16 protein-coding genes and 1 pseudogene are annotated in these 16062 nt (G+C 49.7%); 7 read left to right on the plus strand and 10 right to left on the minus strand.

Annotated features, from left to right (window positions below; all coding sequences use genetic code 11):
• Nucleotides 1-29: 29 nt before the first annotated feature.
• Complete coding sequence (locus tag APT89_RS14985) at nt 30-1316, minus strand: site-specific integrase (RefSeq protein WP_060572828.1); 1287 nt, start codon at nt 1314-1316, stop codon at nt 30-32.
• Nucleotides 1317-1393: 77 nt separating this feature from the next.
• Between APT89_RS14985 and APT89_RS14990 the strand changes: the two are divergent.
• From APT89_RS14990 to APT89_RS15005, 4 genes and pseudogenes are all read left to right on the plus strand, one after another.
• Nucleotides 1394-2245, plus strand: a pseudogene (locus tag APT89_RS14990) (baseplate J/gp47 family protein); the annotation flags it as partial.
• Nucleotides 2245-2832 carry a YmfQ family protein gene (locus APT89_RS14995; protein ID WP_041910491.1) on the plus strand — a complete coding sequence of 196 codons (588 nt, stop codon included), beginning with the start codon at nt 2245-2247 and terminating at the stop codon, nt 2830-2832. The pseudogene APT89_RS14990 and the gene APT89_RS14995, both read left to right, overlap by 1 nt.
• Nucleotides 2819-4132, plus strand: a complete 1314-nt coding sequence (locus APT89_RS15000) for a hypothetical protein (protein ID WP_051486103.1) — start codon at nt 2819-2821, stop codon at nt 4130-4132. The genes APT89_RS14995 and APT89_RS15000 overlap by 14 nt, the downstream gene beginning before the upstream one ends.
• Nucleotides 4132-4743, plus strand: a complete 612-nt coding sequence (locus APT89_RS15005; protein ID WP_060572830.1) for a tail fiber assembly protein — start codon at nt 4132-4134, stop codon at nt 4741-4743. Before APT89_RS15000 ends, APT89_RS15005 begins: the two co-directional genes overlap by 1 nt.
• A gap of 49 nt (nt 4744-4792) precedes the next feature.
• Here the strand turns inward: APT89_RS15005 and APT89_RS15010 are convergent, their stop codons facing one another.
• From APT89_RS15010 to rluE, 8 genes are all read right to left on the minus strand, one after another.
• Nucleotides 4793-5545 (minus strand): glycosyltransferase family 25 protein, encoded by a 753-nt coding sequence (locus APT89_RS15010; protein WP_041910490.1) that lies wholly within the window; start codon nt 5543-5545, stop codon nt 4793-4795.
• Entirely contained in the window at nt 5545-6795 is a 1251-nt protein-coding gene (locus APT89_RS15015) for an O-antigen ligase family protein (protein WP_051486100.1), read from the minus strand. Before APT89_RS15015 ends, APT89_RS15010 begins: the two co-directional genes overlap by 1 nt.
• A 138-nt stretch (nt 6796-6933) precedes the next feature.
• Entirely contained in the window at nt 6934-7515 is a 582-nt protein-coding gene (locus APT89_RS24645) for a BRO-N domain-containing protein (RefSeq protein WP_081752972.1), read from the minus strand.
• Nucleotides 7516-8090: 575 nt separating this feature from the next.
• On the minus strand, nt 8091-9461 hold the full coding sequence (gene purB, locus APT89_RS15025) for an adenylosuccinate lyase (protein ID WP_041910489.1): 1371 nt from the start codon (nt 9459-9461) through the stop codon (nt 8091-8093).
• Nucleotides 9462-9480: 19 nt separating this feature from the next.
• A complete protein-coding gene (gene hflD / locus APT89_RS15030) occupies nt 9481-10110 on the minus strand; it encodes a high frequency lysogenization protein HflD (RefSeq protein ID WP_060572832.1) in 630 nt (209 codons plus the stop codon).
• Nucleotides 10111-10136: 26 nt separating this feature from the next.
• Complete coding sequence (mnmA, locus tag APT89_RS15035) at nt 10137-11249, minus strand: tRNA 2-thiouridine(34) synthase MnmA (protein WP_028012751.1); 1113 nt, start codon at nt 11247-11249, stop codon at nt 10137-10139.
• 40 nt (nt 11250-11289) lie between these two features.
• Nucleotides 11290-11763, minus strand: coding sequence for an NUDIX hydrolase (locus tag APT89_RS15040; protein WP_060572834.1), 474 nt, complete (start codon nt 11761-11763; stop codon nt 11290-11292).
• Between the two features lie 9 nt (nt 11764-11772).
• Entirely contained in the window at nt 11773-12426 is a 654-nt protein-coding gene (rluE, locus tag APT89_RS15045) for a 23S rRNA pseudouridine(2457) synthase RluE (protein WP_041910487.1), read from the minus strand.
• Nucleotides 12427-12543: 117 nt separating this feature from the next.
• Here rluE and icd point away from each other — a divergent pair, with 117 nt between their 5' ends.
• From icd to APT89_RS15060, 3 genes are all read left to right on the plus strand, one after another.
• Entirely contained in the window at nt 12544-13794 is a 1251-nt protein-coding gene (gene icd, locus APT89_RS15050; protein WP_003857898.1) for an NADP-dependent isocitrate dehydrogenase, read from the plus strand.
• Between the two features lie 77 nt (nt 13795-13871).
• The gene (locus APT89_RS15055; protein WP_060572836.1) at nt 13872-14219 is read left to right on the plus strand and encodes a DUF1304 domain-containing protein; all 348 of its coding nucleotides are present in this window, start codon (nt 13872-13874) and stop codon (nt 14217-14219) included.
• A 69-nt stretch (nt 14220-14288) separates the two neighbouring features.
• On the plus strand, nt 14289-14534 hold the full coding sequence (locus tag APT89_RS15060) for a DUF2543 family protein (protein ID WP_028012755.1): 246 nt from the start codon (nt 14289-14291) through the stop codon (nt 14532-14534).
• Nucleotide 14535: 1 nt separating this feature from the next.
• On the opposite strand, the gene APT89_RS15065 is transcribed toward APT89_RS15060, so the two are convergent.
• Entirely contained in the window at nt 14536-16035 is a 1500-nt protein-coding gene (locus APT89_RS15065; protein WP_060572838.1) for an EAL domain-containing protein, read from the minus strand.
• Between the last annotated feature and the right edge of the window lie 27 nt (nt 16036-16062).

A 16062-nucleotide genomic window follows, 5' to 3' on the forward strand; every position in this document is an offset into this window, starting at 1 on the left:
TTATGGAGTTTGAAACCAGCGCTATGAAATTAAATGACTTTTTTCATGCTCCCTATGCCTTGGGGGCGTCCTGGGGGCAAAGCTGTCGGCATCTGATTGTTCAGCATGTTGACCTGATCCTGGTTCATATCGCCAATCCACTTCGAATAAACCTCATACACCATACGCGCATCCTCATGGCCCATCTGGCTGGCGATAAAGGATGGGTTCGCGCCGGCCATAAGCGTCCAGCAGGCGTAAGTGTGCCGGGACTGATAAGGGTTTCTCTCACGAATACCTGAAAGTTTAGTTCCCTGTCGGCAGCCATACGAAATCGAATTTTTAGAAAAGTAACTCTCATTCACTGAAGATTTCTTTTCCGGCGAAAAAACGAAACGCAGATTTTGTTGTTCGGTCTTGCCGATTTCGCGATGATGAAAAATAATCTGCTGGCGCGGGTTGTTGCCGGTGATTTCGTACTGCTCCAGCAGCGCATCATGCGCGGGCTTGAGCAACGTGATCGTTCTGATTCCCGCATCTGTTTTCGGCGGCACAAATACCCGTTTGTTTGTCAGACTCCTGGACATGTGAATCTCACCTTTTTTCAAATCAATGTCATCCCACGCCAGGGCGCAAATTTCGCCGGGCCTCATTCCCGTATGCACGGCAACGATGATGATCAAAGCCAGTTTGCGGGGAAGGGCTGCAATTAGCGCCTGGTACTCATGAAGTAGAAGCGGATCGGGGTCTGCCTTAGATAGCTTGAGCCTGGATACGCCCTCATAAGGAGCGTGTAATATAAACTGACTTCGATTCGCAAGCTTCAGCATTTCTGATAAAACAGCCATCTGTTTATTGACCGTTGAGGGCGCGCGCCCCTTTTTAACCAGGTTAGGCATAGAAGGGTTTAACACGCAGCCCGTCAGCAGCTCTTTGCGATAATGCAGTATGTCGGCGTGTTGAATATCAGCCAGGGGGGTATTTGCTCCCACTACACGCTTCAGGGTGTTAACTGCAGATGTGAGTGAATGCAGAGTAGCTCCTGACACCTCCAGTGCTTTTGTCTCGATGAAAAAATCGCTCAGCTCACTGAACGTCGCGATCCGCTTTGCTGATGAGAATTTTTTAAGGGCCTTTGACTCAGGGAAGCGCGCCGCATAGTCGAACTGGCCGAACTGGATCTCACTTACGATGACGGCGCGAAGGTTTCCCGCCTTCTTGATGCTGCTGTTGTTAACCACCCAGCCACGGAGAACTTCGCGGCAGCGAATGCCGCGATAGGTAAACGAGATCCTGATTTTTCCGTTATGAAGTTCAACGCCGGTTGGAAAGTTCATCATGCTTCCTGAATAAATCTATTAATCAGCGGAAAGTTGTACCAGACCAAAGAGCGTTTGCTTTCCCCACCGGGTACCGCGGGAAGCGTTGTCCCCGTAAGGATGCCGTTGCCGCATCGGGCTATGTGCGCTGGGATGGAATAAGCGGAACGCCGACGCTTCCCGCCGGTACGCAAATCCAGCGTGATGATCAGGTGACCTTTACCACCACGCAAACTGTGAAAGCAGCAGGTGGCGTGTTGCGCGTGCCGCTGGTGGCGGATAACCCCGGATCTGCAGGAAACACCGATGACGGCATTGCCTTACGCCTGGGCACGCCAGTTAGTGGCATCCCGTCAACGGGGTACGCCGACACGGTGGCAGGCGGCGATGACATTGAAGAGCTGGAGACCTGGCGCGCCCGCGTGATGGAACGCTATTACTGGATCCCCCAGGGCGGTGCTGATCCGGATTATGTCATCTGGGCAAAAGAGATTGCGGGTATCACCCGGGCGTGGACTCTCCGACACTATAAGGGGACCGGAACCGTAGGCGTCATGGTGGCAACCGGCGACCCGACGCACCCGGCACCGGGCGATGACCTGGTTCAGGCCGTCCGTAACCATATCCTGCCGTTGGCACCCATTGCAGGCGCAGGCCTTTTCGTTTTCGCGGCCACGGAAAAAGTAATTCCGATGACGATCGCGCTGGCGAAAGATACCGCAGAAATCCGCGCAGCCGTATCCGCGGAGCTGAATTCACTGATGCTGCGCGACGGTGTTCCTGACGGAAAAGTTTACCTGTCACGCATCAGCGAAGCGATAATCCTGGCAACAGGGGAGGTTGCTCACCAGCTGCGTGCGCCGGTTGCAGACGTTGCGCTGGGAACTACCGAATTGCCCGTTGTTGGAACCATCACCTGGGCAACCTATACGGAGGTGAGCAGCTGATGGCAATGCAGGATGAATATGAGCAGCTGCTCTACAGGTTGCTTCCGCCGGGTCCGGCATGGGAGGGGGAGATCCCGTTAATTGAAGGCCTGGCCCCGTCGCTTACGCGCGTGCACCAGCGTGCCGATGCGCTGATGAAGGAAATTGACCCGGCGCAGACAACAGAGTTGATTGACCGCTATGAAACCGTCTACGGCCTGCCGGACTCCTGTACCCCTGACGGGGTGCAATCGCTGGTCCAGCGTCAGCAACGTCTGGATGCAAAGGCCAACGTGGCGGGCGGTATCAACGAACAGTTCTACCGTAACCAGCTGGACGCGCTGGGTTATACCACCGCAACGATCGAACAGTTTCAGAACCTCGACAGCAGCCCTAACCCGGAATGGGGGGAATTCTGGCGCTATTACTGGCGTGTGAATATCCCGGCTGACGCCAACGTTAACTGGCAGACCTGCACCAGTGCGTGCAACTCCGCAATCAGAACCTGGGGCGACACGGTCGCTGAGTGCGTTATAGAAAAACTTGCGCCGTCACATACCGTCGTCGTTTTTGCTTACCCGGAAGGAACAGACAATGCATCGAATTGATACACCCACGGCTCAGGCCGATAAATTTGGTCAGGGCAAAAATGGTTTTACAAATGGTGAGCCGGCCACCGGCCGCCGTGCTACTGATCTGAACAGTGATATGTGGGATGCCGTTCAGGAAGAAATTTGTAACGCTATCGAGAAATCAGGCGCGGTGCTTAATAAAGGGCAACATGATCAGCTGTATCAGGCTATCGTTACGCTCATCACTGACCGTGTGCCGGATGCGCTTTTACGCAGCCAGAATCTTGCTGACGTGGTAGATAAAGCACTGGCACGCACTAATCTGGAGCTTGGTACGGCGGCAACACGTAACACAGCTGATAACAGCAACAATAATGCTCTGGTACCGGTTGGTTACAAGGGGAATTTTACAGCCGACTCGAATCACGGCGCGATTGATTTTGCGACTTACCCCTTTGTCGTCGGTGAATCACTGTTTATAGATACCCGTGGATGTACCAACACCCCGCCATTCCTGACGCAGGATTTTTACTATATCGATGTCGTATGTGCTACCGGCCCCGCTCAGGGGGGAAGGGTAAACCGGCCGTTAGTCCAGTTCGTGAGTTACACGAATTCGAAGTTGATCCTCGCCATTCGTGAGGATGATGGCAACAATATCGGCTGGCGGTATTTCAGGGCGGTGCAATACGATACTGATAATAATACTGTTACCATCCCTGGGGCGCTTAAGGCTGTCAATGGAGGTACAGAGCTTTCACAAAATGCGATAAATATTCGAGGTGCAGGTAATAAACACCTCTGGTTTTTTAATGCTTCCGGTGCAGAAATGGGGCTCGTTTATGCCTCAGATGATAAAGTGCTTCATCTTCGCGCAGCGCAGGGACCTTCAGTAGATGTTCAATCAAACGGAAACGTTGTTGCCCCAAATTATCTTGAGGCTAGGGATGATATTCACTCAGGGAGGAATATCAGCAGCGTAGGGCTGATTCAGGCGGGGGCGGGCCTGTACGACACACCGGGCGTTCGAGCATTCTCCCCAAACTATATGCCCACATTTCCTGTTACCAGCGTTAACGGGATGCAAGGGGCGGTCGTTATTGATACAAGTCCATATGCTCAATCGGCATGGGTTTCTGCAAATTTCTTGCAGGGTGGTGTCAGGTTAGCTTCACCTGGAACGGCAGATAACGGAAATAATGATGGTAACTTTGCATATGCTCCAGATGGGGCTGTAGTTACTGCTGTGATGCAAAAGACAAACTATACGGCAGTACAATTTCGATATATTCAATATAACATCAACGGCAACTGGTATACTGCACGGGTATCTTAATGGAAATGCAATCAGGCGTGTTTAAAAAATACAACCCATTAGAAATCTGGGGAAACTATACAGCGGAGCAGGTCGCTAAGTTTTCACAATGTGAACTTGAATTATATTACATTGCAAAAGCTCCAGATATGAATGTCGTCTTTCTAAGGGATGAGTATGGAAATGATTGGTGTCAGTGGTTAAAGACGCTCTCCAAAAAGACTCTAAAAATATCATACAATCCTGAAACCAAGAAAATAATTCATTTTTCATATGATGCTAGTTCGATATTCCCTATTGATCAGATTGTAGTGGAAGTCTTACCTGAAAATGTACCAGATAGATTTGTTGATGCTGGAAATAATGCGTTTGGGGATTCTTTCATCTTTGATAAAGGGAAAATCATCACTGCACCAGTGGATTATGAGCTAAAAGCTCAACGCAAAAAACAGGAGTTATTAGCCTATGCAAATAATATAATTGAGCTTCTTAAAGATGCTATTGATTTAGGGATGGCAACAGAAGAAGAGAAAAATACTTTATTAGCGTGGAGGAAGTATCGAGTGTTTTTATTGCGCGTTGATACATCGCATATATCTAATATAATCTGGCCGATAACACCTTCATCATAGTTGCACGTATATATTAAGAAGCGCTGATTTTTAATCAGCGCTTGGAAAATCACTGCTTGATTATTTTCTGAAATGGACGATGAAAAAGAAGGGTGCAAGCTTTAGCTATTTTGATTTTAAAGGAACGGCTTGAATAAATATCCTTCCATGCTTCATTCTTTTTTTTCATGGTTATATCGTCATTCCGATTGCCGATGGTGGTTACACTCTCATAAACTGGATTGGTGTTGATGTATTCAGGTATAACTCCACGTAAATTAATAAAGCCGAATTCTTTAAATGTCTGCCACTGATCGGCTACGCACCAAACAGGGAATAATTTTTTGTAAAGAATGCGAGCGGCAGCTTTATTTATAATATAAGCATGAGAAAAGGCTGCATTATAAACATCATGAACAGAATGTCCGTTAGATAATTTTAAAATGCTTTTATTGTTGTAATGGTTAACTCTAGAAAGCAAATAAACATATGGAATGTTTTTTGGGATTGATAACTCAATTTCATCAAGGAAAAGAGAAATATCATTAGGTAAGAAAATGTCATCCTCAAGCACTAGCGCGCAATCATCTTTGGAAGCATCCAGCGCTTTATAAACTGTCAAATGGCTCAGGGAACATCCAATTTCCCCAGGAGTCACCGCGTAGCTATGTTCTCTTTTCAAAAGAGAAAACACATTTTCTGGAATACATTTTCCGTTTACAGCTGGAATTAACTCGTAATCAAGCATTAGACGCTTTGCTTGGGATTCCATTGATTCCCTTCGCTCAGTATCGCCTTCGAGATTAATAATATATATTTTCATTATTTAGAAGCTCCTTGCCAATAATTACTTGCCATACTTGCAAGAATAATTGTAGTGGAAAAAATAACTATCAATTCTATTGATGTCAACAATACATCTGTGGAACCATAGAATAAAACTGCTAAGGTAGGTATGCCAATTGGCCCAATTATAGCCGGATGGCTACTTTTAAAAATCAACATAAAGAAAAAAACAAACAACACAAGTATGCCGAAAATACCAAAAATTGATGCGTACTGAATAAATTCATTATGTAAATGCACTGTTAGATAACCTGCGGCTTCTGATTTTTCGTTAGCATTTTTCAAAAAATTAATTATTTCATTATTTCGATGAGTCTCACTTTGTCCAAAAGGGGATTTAGCAAAAGCCATGGTTCCAAGTTTCCACATGCTGAATCTGGCTCCCAGAGATGTATGGTCATTTCCAAGATTGTACTCCCTTATTTCAATCATTGTGGAATCGAGACGATTAATTATTATTTTGGAATTTAAGGAAGCAACAACTAATAATGACAAAACTGAAAGAATCAGCGTCTTGAAATTAAGTAACTTATCTCGCCACATCCATGACAGAAGCAACAGCAAGCCGAGCAAAGGATGGATAAGCATGGCCGCTCTTGTTTGAGTTAAGAAAATGATATAAGTGGAAATTATAAGAACGATTAATTGAAATAGATACTTCTTTTTAGTTGTAATAGTAGCTGCTATGATCGCTGAAAAAGCTAATGAAAATGCACTGAAAGCATATGCCGTAAGAGTTGCTCTATTAATGCCAAGAAGAATGCGCGTATCGCTGTTTATTCCTTGCAAGATCCCATAAGTGCTTGCAACAATGAAAGCTAAAGTCATCACTGATACTATGATCGTAGCGCTGGGGAATTTCTTTAGCTTATCCTTACCGTTTAAGATAAAGAGAGAAATTATTGCTGCTATAAGCCATCTTTTTCCTGGTGTATATAACAATTCAGAAGATTTTTCTCCTGATAAAAATCCAGATAACAATGACCATCCCAAGAAAAGAACAGATAGCATCAAAAAAGAAAAAGTAATCCTGTTGCAATTTATTTTCTCTTCTTTTTTGAATAAGTTGAGTAATAAACCTGCTAGCGATAAATACCCGCACCAATAAAATATTACGCGTGAAGTTTTTTCATGGATAAATGCACAAGGCAGTACCACCAATAAAAGCGTAAATGTTGTTATGTAAAGTGCTTTACTAATGAACTGCACTTGTTGTGAATTAATCATTTTTTGCATATCCTTTGATCATTAACTCTTCTTGATATGTTGTTGTTAACAGTAGTCTCAAATTCTAGAGAAGCCCCTTACTCATTTTATGCTAACTGAGCAGCCTGACTATATGCAATAGCGGGCTGCCCTGTGTAGTTAAGGTTGCATCCACCGATCACGTGCTCGCCGTGCTATGGTGATCATTTTGTGTATCTCTCCGAGAGTGAATTTTTCTACTTCATCGCACGGCATCACCACGTAGCCGGAGCGAATCACATGCTCTAGGCATGAATCGGGGTTCATAACTACTTCACCAGGCATAAGAGGGTGGCAGGCCACGGGCAAGCCGTTTTCGAAGTATGTTATTACTGCGTAATTTTGTCGAGCAGATACCTCATTTACTTGCGGAGTTGCCTCCAAAACCTCTTTATCGAGGACGTCTAATACCCATCTGCGGAATTCTTTTGCGACTGGCGTTCTGGCGAACATGGCGATCAGATGGGCTCCGCGAAGGGAGAAGATGCGGACCTTTTTTCGATAATTTCCTGCGGTCACTGATTCAGTGACCTGAGTCATTTCAGGTGTGAACTCGTCTTCATTTTGGTTGTATAGGTTGGTTATTGATTTAGTGCTTGAGTATTCGAGAGCTTCTGCAATCTGGGAAGACGTTAACCAGAATTTGTTGTCGCAGATAGCTGGTGTGAAAGTATGACTACGGAAAGTTAACTCAGTATTCATGGGATAATCCTTTGCTGCTTAAGTTATCACCACTACTGACGCCAATCAGTGAGGTGGTGAGACGTACAGGGTTGGCGTAACCGGCAGCAAAGACCCGGCGCGGATTTCTCCGCCCCCGCACGCCCCACCATAATTCGAAAGTGGCCGTGCTCAACGCATAAAAAAACCGCTTAGCGCGGTTATGCGCTCTGCTGATTCCGGGACGCCAATCCCGACACCAGATTTTGCTGGTGTAAGGCGAGTATGGGAAAAAATCATTTTTATGTCAACGGTGGTTAAAAAAGTTCTCAATATGCAGTGAAAAATTGCCGCGAAAAAGAGTCGATTCTGGGGGCAAATTTGGGGGCAAAATCGTGCTGGGGGCATGATCTGGGGCGATAAAATGCCCATTATTGTCCGATAAAGTCCGCATCATGATTAACGTAAGTTACTGAATGATAAGTAAGTTATTGTTTATGTGGTGTTTGTGATTTTTGCTGTGCAGTCTAACGCTGATTATGTTGCTGTGGGGATAAACATTCAGTAAACCGGGGAAAAGCAACCCCCTTTCCGGGCGGAAAGGGGGGGAAGGAACATTACTTCAGCTCATCAACCATGGTGATGGCGCGGCCAATGTAATTCGCCGGAGTCATGGCCTTCAGGCGGATTTTCTCTTCTTCCGGCAGTGCCAGACCGTCGATAAACTGTTTCATGCCTTCGGCATCGACGCGTTTACCGCGTGTCAGCTCTTTCAGCTTCTCGTACGGTTTTTCGATACCGTAGCGGCGCATCACGGTCTGAATCGGCTCTGCCAATACTTCCCAGTTGTGATCCAGCTCGTCCAGAAGACGGTCACGGTTCACTTCGAGCTTGCTCACGCCCTTCAGGGTGGACTGATACGCGATCAGCGCGTAGCCAATGCCCACGCCCAGGTTACGCAGCACGGTGGAGTCGGTCAGGTCGCGCTGCCAGCGGGAAACCGGCAGCTTGCTCGCCATATGCTGCAGCACGGCATTCGCCAGGCCCAGGTTGCCTTCGGAGTTTTCGAAGTCGATTGGGTTCACTTTGTGCGGCATGGTGGAGGAGCCAATTTCCCCGGCGATGGTCTTCTGCTTGAAGTGGTTCAGCGCGATGTAGCCCCACACGTCGCGATCGAAGTCGATCAGGATGGTGTTGAAGCGCGCGATGCAGTCAAACAGCTCTGCAATATAGTCGTGCGGCTCAATCTGGGTGGTGTACGGGTTCCACTGGATCCCCAGAGAGGTCACGAACTCTTCGCTGAACTGATGCCAGTCCACTTCCGGGTACGCGGCAATGTGGGCATTGTAGTTACCGACCGCGCCGTTGATTTTACCCAGAATTTCAACCTGCTCCAGCTGACGGTATTGGCGCTCCATACGGTACGCCACGTTCGCCATCTCTTTACCCATCGTGGATGGGGTGGCTGGCTGGCCGTGAGTACGGGAAAGCAGCGGAATGTCGCGGTATTCCACGGACAGCGCTTTCACCGCGTCGATGATTTTACGCCAGTAAGGCAGCACCACTTCTTTACGCGCGGTGGAGAGCATCAGCGCGTGAGACAGGTTATTGATATCTTCGGACGTACAGGCGAAGTGAATGAACTCGGATACCGCATGCAGGGCCGGGACGCTTTCCACTTTCTCTTTCAGGAAATACTCAACCGCTTTCACGTCGTGGTTGGTGGTGCGTTCAATGGTCTTAATACGCGCGGCATCTTCTTCGCTAAACTCAGCAACGATTTTATCAAGGTAATCGTTTGCCTTTTCGTCAAAAGCAGGAACTTCCTTGATTGCTGCCTGGGCGGCCAGCTTCTGCAGCCAGCGTACTTCAACCTGAACACGGAACTTCAGCAAACCATATTCGCTGAAGATCCCGCGCAGCGCGCTGACTTTATCGCCGTAGCGTCCATCGACAGGGGATACGGCGGTCAGTGAGGATAATTCCATAATTCGCAACTCCGGGAGGTTAACAATGAGCAAGAATTTGTTTTGCCTGAGTAGTCAGGCGATTACGAGAAAACATTAACTGCAGGCGGCCACCGCCAACCTGATGCCACAGCACGGCGGCGCGGATCCCAGCCAGCAGGGAAGCGCGGACCTTCGCCTGCACCTGCGGGCTTTGCAGTACGGCAGGGGAGCCGGTGACCTGAATGCGCGGGCCCAGCGGGCTGATGACGTCAACGTAAATGCCCGCCATGGCGCTCAGCAGCGTTTCAGATTGCAAGTCAAAATGGTCGAGCTGACGTTGTAGCCCGGCGATGCGATCGCCCAGGGTATTGAGCGCGCCTTTCGCCGCGCTCAGCTTACGCTCAAGCACCATCAGGCTTAAGGTGTAGCGGGTCAGTTCCGCGTTTAACCCCTGACGGCTACTGGCGTTAAGCACGCCAAGCAGGGTTTCAAGACCGAGACGAAGATTGGTTTCGCTGCCGCCGAACACGCCCAGGGTTGAACCGGGGTTGAGGTCGATAACGCTGTTGAGCGAAACGTGCAGGGCATCAGCGTCACAGTGACCCTGATGCGCCAGCTGTTGCACCAGACGAGCAGACTGGCAAATTCCTGCCAGCGCCAGGGTGATGTTATAATAATTCTTCGCCACACGGTCTCCTTTATGTGTGCAATCGGTTAAACAGCGGGCAGCGGCAGGCGCTGTTCAATGATCCCGCCGCCCAGGCAGATTTCGCCGCTGTAGAAGACAGCAGACTGGCCCGGGGTAACGGCGGCGACCGGCTCGTCGAAACGGACGTCAATACGGTCGTCATCAAGCGCGGTGATGGTGCAAGGAATATCGGTCTGGCGGTAGCGCGTTTTCACCGTGCAGCGCAGCGTGCCTTTCAGGGGCTCGCGATCGACCCAGTGCAACTGCTGTGCGATAAGGCCAACGGACATCAGACGCGGGTGGTCGTGACCCTGAGCCACCACCAGAATATTGTTTTCGACGTCTTTGTCGACCACGTACCACGGATCTTCGCTGCCTTCTTTCGTCCCACCAATACCCAGGCCTTTACGCTGGCCTAAGGTGTGGTACATCAGCCCCTGATGCTGACCAATCTCGTCGCCATCAACGGTGACAATTTTACCTGGCTGTGCAGGCAGGTAGCGGCCCAGGAAATCACGGAATTTGCGCTCGCCGATAAAGCAGATACCGGTGGAGTCTTTTTTCTTCGCGGTGATCAGGTCCAGCTCTTCGGCAATTTTACGCACTTCCGGCTTTTCCAGTTCGCCGACCGGGAACAGGCTTTGCGCAATCTGTTCGTGGCTCAGCGTATAAAGGAAGTAGCTCTGATCTTTATTGCCGTCGAGGCCGCGCAGCAGCTGGCTTTTGCCATTCACGTCCGCACGACGCACGTAGTGACCGGTCGCAATGTAGTCAGCGCCCAGATCTTCCGCGGCGAATTCCAGGAAGGCTTTAAATTTGATCTCTTTGTTGCACAGAATATCCGGGTTCGGGGTACGGCCCGCTTTGTACTCTTCCAGGAACAGTTCAAAGACGTTGTCCCAGTATTCTGCGGCAAAGTTAACGGTGTGCAGTTCAATGCCGAGTTTGTCGCATACGGCCTGCGCGTCGGCGAGATCCGCTGCGGCAGTGCAGTATTCCTCGCCATCGTCTTCCTCCCAGTTCTTCATGAACAGGCCCTCCACCTTATAGCCCTGTTGCTGCAACAGGTAGGCGGAAACGGAGGAATCGACACCGCCGGACATGCCGACGATCACTTTTTTCTGGCTGTTATCTGACATGGAATACTCACGACATTGAACTTCAAGGCGGCGTATTCTATCACGCCCCCCCACCGTTGACACCCTCTGTAAACGGCCAGTTAAATTCTCCGATGACACCCAGCGGCAGGCGTGCGCCTGACTGCCAGCAGCGGATGCTTTCCGCAACCAGCGGCGAGCGCAGGTTTGGCGCGCTCAGGATCTCCTCGGCGGTGACCCACAGGCAGCGATCGATATCGTCATCGTGCGGTTCAGTGGCGCACGTTTCGCTAAGCTCAACGGCGAATAAAAAGCGCAGGAATGGGGTGCTGTCGGGCGCAATCCACTGGTGCATGCGAATGAAGTGCTGGGGCTCAGCGCGAATGCCGGTCTCTTCCCAAAGCTCGCGCTTCGCGGCCTGCAGCAACGTTTCATTGGCTTCAAGATGCCCTGCAGGCTGATTCCACAGCGCCCTGCCGTTGATGCTCTCTTCCACAACGAGGAATTTTCCCTGCGCGTGCACCACGCAGGCGACCGTAACATGAGGTTTAAACATCGTTTCTCCTTAAGGGGCAGCGTCGCGCCATTCGCCGTTTGCCAGCGTATCCAGCGTGTACCTGCCCATGGCGTAGCGAATCAGACGTAGGGTAGGGAAGCCGACGTGCGCGGTCATTCGCCTCACCTGGCGGTTGCGGCCTTCATACAGGGTGATTTTGAGCCAGCTTGTCGGGATAGATTTGCGCTCGCGAATGGGCGGGTTACGCGGCCACAGCCACTCCGGCTCATTCACGCGTTCAATACCGGCGGGCAGGGTGGGACCGTCGTTCAGCGTCACCCCGCTGCGCAGTTTCGCCAGCGTCTCTTCGTCCGGCTCACCTTCAACCTGCACAAAGTAAATTTTGCCGCTGCGTTTGCCCGGTTGTGTAAGCTTTGCCTGTAGGGCGCCGTCGTTGGTCAGGACCAAAAGTCCTTCGCTGTCCCGGTCCAGGCGACCGGCGGCGTAGACGCCCTGAACAGGGATGTAATCCTTGAGCGTGCTGCGTCCGGCCTCATCGGTAAACTGCGGCAAAACATCGTAGGGTTTATTGAACAGAATAACCCGCTTTGGCTGGGTTTCTTGCGGTCGTCTGGCGGCTTGTCGTGAGCTGAATCGCTCAACCCGGTGTTTTGTAAAAGAAGTTTTCTTCATGGTATTTTCAGGTGTTATCAATTGCCGCATTATAGCCTAATAACGAAGACCTTTCATGGCGCAGGACAATCAGGTACTATCGAAGGGCTCATTACAATTTATTAACATAAGATCAGTAACAACCAGAAGCGCTCGAAGGAGAGGTTAATGGAAAGCAAAGTAGTTGTTCCGGCGGAAGGTAAAAAGATCACCCTGCAAAACGGCAAGATTAACGTTCCTCACAATCCGATTATTCCGTTCATCGAAGGCGACGGTATCGGTGTAGACGTTACCCCGGCAATGCTGAAAGTGGTTGATGCCGCTGTTGAGAAAGCCTACAAAGGCGAGCGTAAAATTTCCTGGATGGAAATTTACACCGGTGAGAAATCAACGCAAGTTTATGGCCAGGACGTATGGCTGCCAGCAGAAACGCTGGACCTGATCCGCGACTACCGCGTTGCTATTAAAGGCCCACTGACCACTCCGGTCGGCGGCGGCATCCGTTCCCTGAACGTGGCGCTGCGTCAGGAGCTGGACCTGTACGTGTGTCTGCGTCCGGTTCGTTACTATCAGGGCACCCCAAGCCCGGTTAAGCACCCTGAACTGACCGACATGGTTATCTTCCGCGAAAACTCAGAAGACATCTACGCGGGCATCGAGTGGAAAGCGGACTCTGCTGATGCAGAAAAAGTGATTAAATTCCTGCGCGAAGAGATGGGCGTGAAGAAAATTCGCTTCCCTGAGCACTGCGGTATCGGCATTAAGCCGTGCTCTGAAGAAGGCACCAAGCGCCTGGTGCGTGCGGCCATCGAATACGCGATCACCAACGACCGTGATTCTGTGACCCTGGTTCACAAGGGCAACATCATGAAGTTCACCGAAGGCGCGTTCAAAGACTGGGGCTACCAGCTGGCGACCGAAGAGTTCGGCGGTGAGCTGATCGACGGCGGCCCGTGGCAGAAGATCAAGAACCCGAACACCGGCAAAGAGATCATCATTAAAGATGTGATCGCCGATGCGTTCCTGCAGCAGATCCTGCTGCGTCCTGCTGAATACGACGTGATCGCCTGTATGAACCTGAACGGTGACTACATTTCTGACGCCCTGGCGGCACAGGTTGGCGGTATCGGTATCGCCCCTGGCGCGAACATCGGCGACGAGTGCGCCCTGTTCGAAGCAACCCACGGTACTGCACCAAAATACGCAGGCCAGGACAAAGTGAACCCAGGCTCTATCATCCTCTCCGCAGAGATGATGCTGCGCCATATGGAATGGTTCGAAGCCGCAGACCTGATAGTCAAAGGTATGGAAGGCGCGATCAACGCGAAAACCGTAACTTACGATTTCGAACGTCTGATGGAAGGCGCTAAGCTGCTGAAATGCTCAGAGTTTGGCGACGCGATTATCGCGAACATGTAATCCAGATTCTGGGTTAAACAAGAGCGGGGGCCTGAGGGTTCCCGTTTTTTTTGCCTTTGCCTGCGGGAAATAACACGATGCTCGCTACTGTTCTTATCGCTGTCGTTGCATTCATCCATATCTACATTCTTGTGCTGGAAATGTTCCTGTGGAACACCAGAACAGGGCACAAGGTCTTTAATCTGCGTCCCGATTTTGCGCGCGACACTCGCGTGCTGGCCGCGAATCAGGGGCTTTATAATGGTTTTCTGGCTGCGGGTCTGCTCTGGAGCCTCTGGCTTGGTGAAAAGGGTATATCTGTGGCCATTTTCTTTCTGACCTGCGTGTTGATTGCCGGACTCTTTGGTGCAGCGACCGCCAGCCGAAAGATACTGTACGTTCAGGCCATACCTGCTCTTGCAGCCCTGCTTGCCCTGCTTATCTGACGCAACGCGTTGGTTAACCGTACGTCGTCGGATATACTTGTGGCTTCACCCTCAGAGATTAACGCTGTTATGAATAACGAAATCCCACTGAAGTATTATGACATCGTCGAAGAGTACGCGACGGAAGCCACAAAGCCCGTGAGTGAGTCAGAGCAGGATTCGCTGGCGCATTATTTCCAGCTGCTTCTCACGCGTTTGTCGAATAATGAGGAGATCGATGAGGAAGCTCAGCAGGAGATGGCGCGTGAAGCCGGGGTTCGTGCCGAACGTATTGATGATATTGCGAACTTTCTCAATCAGTGGGGAAACGAGTAACCTACCGCGCGATCCCAGCGAGTCGCTTCGCAAGCTCGCTTCGGGTGACGGATTTTGAGAAATACCATCCCTGAATCAGCGCCTCGGGGTATCTTTCAGCAATAAAGCGATACTGTATTTCGCTCTCTACGCCTTCGAAAACAAGCGTTTTATTCAGTTTTGAGAGGGCGTCGCTAAAAATGACAAAAATGTTCTGCTTGTAATGTTCACTGATGCCATCGACCAGCGACTTGTCGATTTTGATCTCATCATATTCAAGCAGCGAAAGCCTTGCCAGGTTTGAGTTTTGCACCCCGAAGTCATCAATGGATATTCTCACGCCAAGGTTTTTTAAATCCTTGCAGAAATCTTCCAGAATATTCCCCGTTGAAATGGCTTTTTCAGAAAGCTCGACTTTGATCAGAGAGAGCGGAATGTTATTAGCTAAACAGCTACGGCGCAAAATGCTGATAAACTGTCCGTCTTCAATTTCCGTTCGGCCAACATTGAGCGAAACAACCAGATGATATTTAATAATAAGTGGCGCGATATCCGAAAGGGATTTTTGGAGAATATTAATATAGTAATTTTTATACAGGCCAATTTTTTTGATTAATGGAATAAACAGTTCCGGGGAGACGTCACCGTATCTTGCGTCACGCCATCTCGACAAGACCTCCACGCCTACAATTTTTTTATCCTCAATCCGAACAATGGGCTGGTAATGAACGCCGATGGTATTAGTGATAACAGCTTTGACCAGCGTCCGCTCCAGGGAGAACCGATCCTCGTTGAGTCGAAAGAAAAAGAGCGTTATCGCAATCCAGATAAAACATAAAATGACCGCGAGAACGATAAATACAACGGGAGATAACGAGGCTAGTCCCGCGTTGTGATGCTTCACAATGACGCACAAATCCCATGTGGTGCTGCACCGGGTGAGGGTCAGGGTAAACAAGGAGGAATTCAGTTCGCTCTGTTGGTTTAATTCAGGCGTAGCCGAAAAAAACGTTCTGCTTAAGTCCCTGGTGGTGGTGCTCAGAGAATAGCTCTCCGTAACCGGGGTGAATTTATCGTAAGCATAGCGGGAGGTGAAGATAATGTGATTATTATAGATGGCCGCATTGCCGGTAAAAAAATCCTTTCTCGAAAATTGCGCGAGGAGAAATCCTCTGGTCGTTTCATGGAGCTCTTCAGGAAGCGGGACAGGATTAACGTATTTACCCCAAAAAGCGGTACAGACTATTTTTCCCTTTTCAATAAAACCGACGTCAGCGACATAGCGGCTTTCGAGCTTGACCTGCCGGTAGCGATCGAGGCTGTCTCTGTCGCATCCCTGTGTGGTCAGGTTTTTGAGCGTCTGCGCCATGCTCTGGGTCAGACTTTCTGAATGCTGTAAAAGGGTTCGGGAAATCTCAAGCTGTTTGCTTTTCTGCTGGCTCCCGATAACTGCATTAACCGCAAAAAGAGACAGGAAGACCAGAAACGCTGAAACGATAGTAACGGCAATGATCTTTTTCATTTTCCAGATACCCTGTCCGCTCCCTCA

Source organism: Enterobacter sp. 50588862 (assembly GCF_001462935.1).
Classification (GTDB): domain Bacteria; phylum Pseudomonadota; class Gammaproteobacteria; order Enterobacterales; family Enterobacteriaceae; genus Enterobacter; species Enterobacter bugandensis.